The organism is Paenibacillus cisolokensis (assembly GCF_050481165.1).
GTDB lineage: Bacteria > Bacillota > Bacilli > Paenibacillales > Paenibacillaceae > Paenibacillus_AH > Paenibacillus_AH cisolokensis.
Map to the genome: position 1 here is coordinate 1 of NZ_JBCNFP010000206.1, position 6,021 is coordinate 6,021.

Annotated in this window: 7 protein-coding genes; 1 reads left to right on the forward strand and 6 read right to left on the reverse strand. The window is 53.1% G+C overall.

Annotated features, from left to right (window positions below):
* Positions 1-154: 154 nt before the first annotated feature.
* The 5 genes from ABEV74_RS23045 to ABEV74_RS23065 all read right to left on the reverse strand — a co-directional run bounded on the left by ABEV74_RS23045 (position 155) and on the right by ABEV74_RS23065 (position 4,844).
* Positions 155-505: a type II toxin-antitoxin system PemK/MazF family toxin gene (locus ABEV74_RS23045; RefSeq protein WP_062495330.1), complete on the reverse strand. Its 351-nt coding sequence runs from the start codon at positions 503-505 to the stop codon at positions 155-157.
* A 3-nt stretch (positions 506-508) separates the two neighbouring features.
* Complete coding sequence (locus tag ABEV74_RS23050; protein WP_062495331.1) at positions 509-790, reverse strand: CopG family ribbon-helix-helix protein; 282 nt, start codon at positions 788-790, stop codon at positions 509-511.
* A gap of 201 nt (positions 791-991) precedes the next feature.
* Positions 992-2,176, reverse strand: coding sequence for an alanine racemase (gene alr, locus ABEV74_RS23055; protein ID WP_430150045.1), 1,185 nt, complete (start codon positions 2,174-2,176; stop codon positions 992-994).
* A 131-nt stretch (positions 2,177-2,307) separates the two neighbouring features.
* Positions 2,308-3,558 carry an outer membrane lipoprotein-sorting protein gene (locus ABEV74_RS23060; protein ID WP_430150048.1) on the reverse strand — a complete coding sequence of 417 codons (1,251 nt, stop codon included), beginning with the start codon at positions 3,556-3,558 and terminating at the stop codon, positions 2,308-2,310.
* A gap of 359 nt (positions 3,559-3,917) precedes the next feature.
* Positions 3,918-4,844: a tyrosine-type recombinase/integrase gene (locus ABEV74_RS23065; protein ID WP_430150051.1), complete on the reverse strand. Its 927-nt coding sequence runs from the start codon at positions 4,842-4,844 to the stop codon at positions 3,918-3,920.
* Positions 4,845-5,053: 209 nt separating this feature from the next.
* Between ABEV74_RS23065 and ABEV74_RS23070 the strand changes: the two genes are divergently transcribed.
* Positions 5,054-5,608, forward strand: a complete 555-nt coding sequence (locus ABEV74_RS23070; RefSeq protein WP_430150054.1) for a hypothetical protein — start codon at positions 5,054-5,056, stop codon at positions 5,606-5,608.
* Between the two features lie 95 nt (positions 5,609-5,703).
* Here ABEV74_RS23070 and ABEV74_RS23075 read toward each other — a convergent pair.
* Positions 5,704-6,021 (reverse strand): IS3 family transposase (locus ABEV74_RS23075; protein WP_430150057.1); only part of this gene is annotated, 318 nt, incomplete at its 5' end.

Sequence of the window (6,021 nt, forward strand, 5' to 3'; positions counted from 1 at the left end):
AGGCGGGGCGCACCGACGGACGGACGACGATTTGACGGATGACGCGGACGGTTATACAGGCAAATAGGAAGTGAGTTTTATACTTAAAAAAACAAGAGCTGTCTCCTTGCAGATTGTGCAAAGAGACAGCTCTTGCCTGCGAAATGCCGGCGGTTTAAAAATCGATCAGTCCGACACTGATCATAAGGGATTCGTTCACTTTCCGCATCATGTCGTCGTCCAAATGGGTAATTTTGTCCGTTAAACGCTGCTTGTCGATCGTGCGGATCTGCTCCAACAAAATGACCGAGTCTCTGTCAAATCCGTGCGCGGCGGCATTGATTTCGACATGGGTCGGCAGTTTCGCTTTTTGGATTTGAGCCGTAATAGCGGCTATAATGACAGTCGGGCTGAAACGGTTGCCGATATCGTTCTGGATAACGAGCACCGGCCGCACTCCGCCTTGTTCCGATCCCACCACGGGCGATAGGTCGGCAAAAAAAACATCACCGCGTTTTACAATCAAGCTCTACACCCCGCTTACGAGACGGCCGAGTGTATGGTCGGCATCTTCCTCCGCATGAAAAGCTTCCGAGGCCATGTTCAGATTGATGATCGCCATCTCGAGGTACCCGCGCTGCATCGATTCCCGGATTTGCCGCTTTCTGCGCTCCATAATATACAGCTTCATAGCCTGACGGATAAATTCGCTGCGATTTCCGTTCTCCTTGGCGACAATTCCGTCAACTTCCTCTAACAGCTGGTCTGGCAGGCTGATCATAATCCGTTTCGTATTCTGTACGTTGGCCACCGAACTAGCACCTCCAAAACTTTTCCAATACCATCATTATGTCAATAAAAGCCGCGCACTATACTTCATCATATCTATGAACTGCATGGATTCGATATGCAGCTTTCCCCTGCTAGCTATTATTTTCGCCTTTACCCTCCAAAATCCTCCACGAAAGACAAAAAAATTCGAGAAGAAATATCTTACATCCCGAACCGACCGTCATGGATTCGCCAGCATATTCGTAATCGCCACCGTTTGGCCGTCGCGAATGTAAACCCTGGGCACGCGGGCGGCGATCATGCACGTCACCTCGTAATGGATCGTGCCGAGCCATGCGGCAAGGTCGTCGGCATGAATCGTTTCCCCGCCCTGGCTTCCGATCAATACCGCCTCTTCTCCCGCTTCGACAGGGCCCAGGCGGTCCGAATAGGCCGGATCGAGGGCGATCATGCATTGGTCCATGCAGATCGTGCCGAGCACCGGCACCTTCACGCCGCGCACCAGCACCGACGCCTTGCCCGACAGCATCCGGCTGTAGCCGTCGGCGTAACCGACCGGAAGCGTACCGATCCGCTCCGTCTTCTCCGTCACGTACCGGGTGCCGTAGCTGATGCCGGAGCCCGGCGGCGCATCCTTCGTCATCACAATTTCCGTCTTGACGGACATGACCGGCTCAAGCCGGATGCGCGTACGGTTCACTTCGTCGGACGGATACAGCCCGTACATGCCGATACCCAGACGCAGCATGCCGCCGCCCCATTCGGGCGTATCGATTCCGGCCGCGCTGTTGCCGGCGTGCACGAGCGGCAGCTCCATGCCCTCTCGGCGAAGTTCGTCCGCCAGCGCCCGAAACCGTTCGTGCTGCATGCGGGTGTAGCTCTTGTCACGTTCGTCCGCCCGCGCATAATGGGTGAACAGGCCTTCCACTTCGAGCTGCGGCACGGCGAGCGCCCTCCGGATAAACGACAGCGCGGGCCGGCCAGGCGGCAAGCCGAGCCGACCCATGCCCGTATCGATCTTGATGTGAACCTTCAGCCGTTTGCCGCCGCCCTGCAGCGCCGCCGCGGCCTCCAGCACATCGTCGCGGAAAAGCGCAATCGTGATGTCCGCCTCCCGCGCGACGGCCAGCGCCGAAGCCGGAACGTATCCGAGCACGAGAATCGGCGTACGAATGCCGGCTCTTCTGAGCTGCAGCGCTTCGTCAAGAAACGCCACCCCCAAATAATCGACACCCCATGCCTCCGCTTCCCGGGCGATTTCGACCGCTCCATGGCCGTAAGCGTTCGCTTTGATGGAAGCGAGCAGTTTCATATCCCGGGGGATGGCGGCCCGGTAACCGTTCAAATTGTTCCGCAGCGCATCCAGCGATATCTCTGCCCTGGTCGGGCGATAGTATGCATCCATACGCTTCACCTTCTCCTCTTCCCTCGAAAACCCAATAGCATTAATGTTAATGGTTGAGGATAGCACTGTCAATGAAATGGAGCACACCGCCCGCAGGTACAAAATGGAAACGTGCCGGATGCGCTATTTCGTCATTTCGTCGCTTCGTTCTGGACGGATTGGGCGATTTTAATCATTTCTTCCTCGGTCAGATCGCTGCTCGTCAGCCGATATTCCATTCCGTCGTACGTCCAGGTCAGCGTCATCGGCTCCTCGCCGCTAATCGATCCCATCGTAAAGCCCAGGTCGATCATAAAGCCCGGTACGAACGATGCGGCCACATCTTTCGGCTGCGTCTGAATGAGCGTATAATTGTACGTTCCGCCATAACGATGCATGACGCCCGCGTTGCCGCCGAATACGATATCGATCGAATCGATATGCGATACGCCTTCCGGCAAATAGGTCGGTTCGCTGGCGACGAACTCCGGGGCCACATCGGCGGACGCGCCGGCATCCGGATCGGAACCGATTTCCGCATCGCTCTCCGATTCTTCCTCGCTAGACGTGCCGGCCTCCGAGCCCGTCTGGGCGTCCTGACCTTCGCTCGTCCCGGCTTCTCCGTCCGCTCCGCTTTTCGGGCCGGGAGCGGCGACATCCTCTCCGCCGGTCTCCGGCGTTGTCGCGGCTTCTCCGCTCTTGGCATCCGGCGCTTCCGTCTCCGGCTTGCCGCCTTCACCGGACGCATTGCTGCCGTCGGCGCCGGCCGTCCCCGCATTCAAATTCGTTTGCGTATCGAATGCGCTCTTGTCAAATTGCGTATCGAATTCAAAGCTGTCGAATTTGACCTGCACCACAACCGTCGCATTGCTGTCGCTCACTTCAACCTGACGCGGCGCATAGTCCTTTTTATCCAACCAAATTTTCTGGCGGGCGAGCGAGCCGTTCTGGTAGCTGGCCATGACATCGAACACATAAGCGTTGTCGTCGACGGCAAACTGGCGCGAATTGTCGAGCACGATGCTGCGTACGAGCGTCTGATACAAATACACTTGCCCCTGATTTTGCGGCCAGTCGCTCTGGAACCGGAACACCTTGTTCAGTTTGGGCGTCAGGACAAACACGCCTTCGTCGTTGCGCAGCACGATCTGGGTGATATCCTTTTTGGCGTTCGTGAGGGCGATTCGGTAATACTGCGGCTTCTGGTACCATACTTCAACCTTGTACTCCAGCGGCTCCTGGCCGGTATGGAGCGTCATCGTCCCGCTTCCTTTGTAGCTTTCCATGCCTCCGACGACTTTGTCGAGTTCCTTGACGATGGAATCGGCGTCTTTGGCTCCGCAACCGGCGAGCAGCATCGAGAAGCAAGCGACGATGGCCGCAATCCATGTGATGCGACGCATTGACAATCATCCCCTCTGCACAATGTTTTTGCAACTGGTTCATGTCTATGAGGGAACTTGGACATTTATGCGGACTAGATTGACGAGCTTGGAGCAGCGCTAAAGGAAGGCGTCACGGCAGGCGATTGCCTGTATATGCCCGGAAAAACTCCCGAAATACACGCCGAAACCCCACGCTGAGCGCCCTTTCACCCCCTGCCTTGCAAACACGGCGCAAACAACGGCGAGGCGAAATCGTTTACAACCACCCCATGAGCCGAGCGCGCGTTTGTATGGCCGGGCATGGAAAAAGGGAACCCGCAAACGGGTTCCCCTTGGGGGATGATCCTGCTTCACGCAAGTGACCGCCGCGCGGCAAGTCAAGCCTGCCGGTGTACAGCGGGAAGCCGCACAAGCTCGTCGAACTTTGCGGCGGCGGCTTCCTGAAGACCGGGAAGCAGGTGGCTGTATCTGTCCAGCGTGATGGTCACGGAGGAATGGCCGAGGCGCTCGCTGACGACCTTCGAATGCACACCTGCCTTGAGCAGCAAAGAAGCGTGAGTATGCCTAAGGTCGTGGATGCGTATATATGGCAGGTTGGACTTTCGGAAAAAGTGATACCAGACTCCTTCCCCCTGCTGCGGTGTCAAAGGATTTCCATTTCGCTGGCAAAAGACAAGGCCATGGTCTTTGAAGTATGGGGCAGCTAAACGGTCCTCCAACTGCCATATGCGATGCCGTTTCAGTGCGGCAAGTGTCTGTTTAGATAGAGCAATAGTTCTTATCCCCGCGGCAGTCTTCGGTTCCTGAAAGATATATCCTTTGTAACCGCGGACGTACGCCCGGCGGACGCTCAATTTTCCATTTTCAAAGTCTATGTCCTCCCACTTGAGGCCAAGAAGTTCTCCTCTGCGCATTCCGGTCGTGACGGCCAGGAAGAAGAATGTGTGGTACCGAGGGTTTTGGAATTCCCGAAAAAACTGGGTAAGCTGTTCTTCATTCCACACCCTCATTTCATGCTTCGGCACTTTGGGAGCCTTCACAAGCTTGGCGGCGTTCATTTCTGCCAACCCCCATTTCATTGCGGTTTCGAGGCCGTCATGAAGCACCTTGTGAACGTGTTTTACTGTTTGCGGCGCAAGCCCGTCTTCCAGCATCTCCTCATACACGGACAGAAGCATTTGCGGTGTGAGTTTGTCCAGTTTTACGGAGCCGAGGCGGGGGACGATATGGTAGTTGACAAGCCAACCATACGTGCTGTAAGTGCCGGGACGCACGTATTGCTTCTTGTATGTCAGCCAATTCACAAAATAAAGCGCGCCGTTATTTTCACGTCAATAGTATTGAACCTTGTCGCGATTGACAGGAGGGATTCAGATGGTTGGCCAGCGCACCAATATCATTTGTGTTGAGTGCGGAGGCCCATGTATTATTTTAGAGAATCCTTTTCTTGTTGGAAAAATAAATATATGGTAGGCTTCTGCTCAGGCAAGGAAAGTGGAGGAGGTAACTTTTTATGTGCAAATCGTTTCAACAAAAACACATCACGCTTTTAAGAACCTCTTTATTAGTTGTAATGCTAAGCGGTATTCTAATCGGATGTTCGCAGACATCCGAAAACAAACACGCCGAAGCAATGGTTTTTCAAGGAGAAGGGAAGAAATGGGAAGTCTCGATCCCCAACGAAGTCATTATAAAAAATGGACAAAAATACTTTCCATCGATTTTTCGCTTTAAAGGGGATCTGGAAGAGCTGAATGAGGTAGAGTATATCAGCTTTGCGCTGGGAACGGATCAAAGTACACAAATCATCAACGTGTATGACCCAACTTACAAAGAGAAATTAATGAAAACCGATGGGTATCATGAAGAATACGAAGATCAGTATGGGATCATCATCGATGTTATAAAAAACAGAAAAACGAATGTTTTCGAGTTCGAGTACGTTTTAGAAGAAGCGTCTGGTTTTACCACATTGGATTCAATAAAAGAAAACGGGGTATTGATCATGATCCAGTGGGAAGACCAAGAAAATCAGTTTAAAGATCAGATTCATTCACGCAACAGATAAAACTTCATAATATTTCAAGATATTGACTGTCACTACAAGTACAAGTTATAATATTGGACCTCTGTCAATAGATTGGACACATGGAATCGAGAAAATTACGCAACATAATCGTACATTTGTTCGCATTGAATGGGTGTGAGATACCCGATCGCCGAATGGACTCGTTTGCGATTGTAGAAAAACTCGATATATTCAAAAATCTTGCTTTGCGCTTCCTTGCGGGTCTTGAACTTTTCCAGATAAACGAGTTCCTTTTTGAGTATGCTGTGGAACGATTCGATGCAGGCGTTGTCGTAGCAGTTGCCCTTGCGGCTCATGCTGCCCTTCATCCCGTATTTTAGGAGCCGTTGTTGGTACTCATGGGAAGCGTATTGGCTGCCCCGATCGGAATGATGAACCTGAATTTCGAAAGT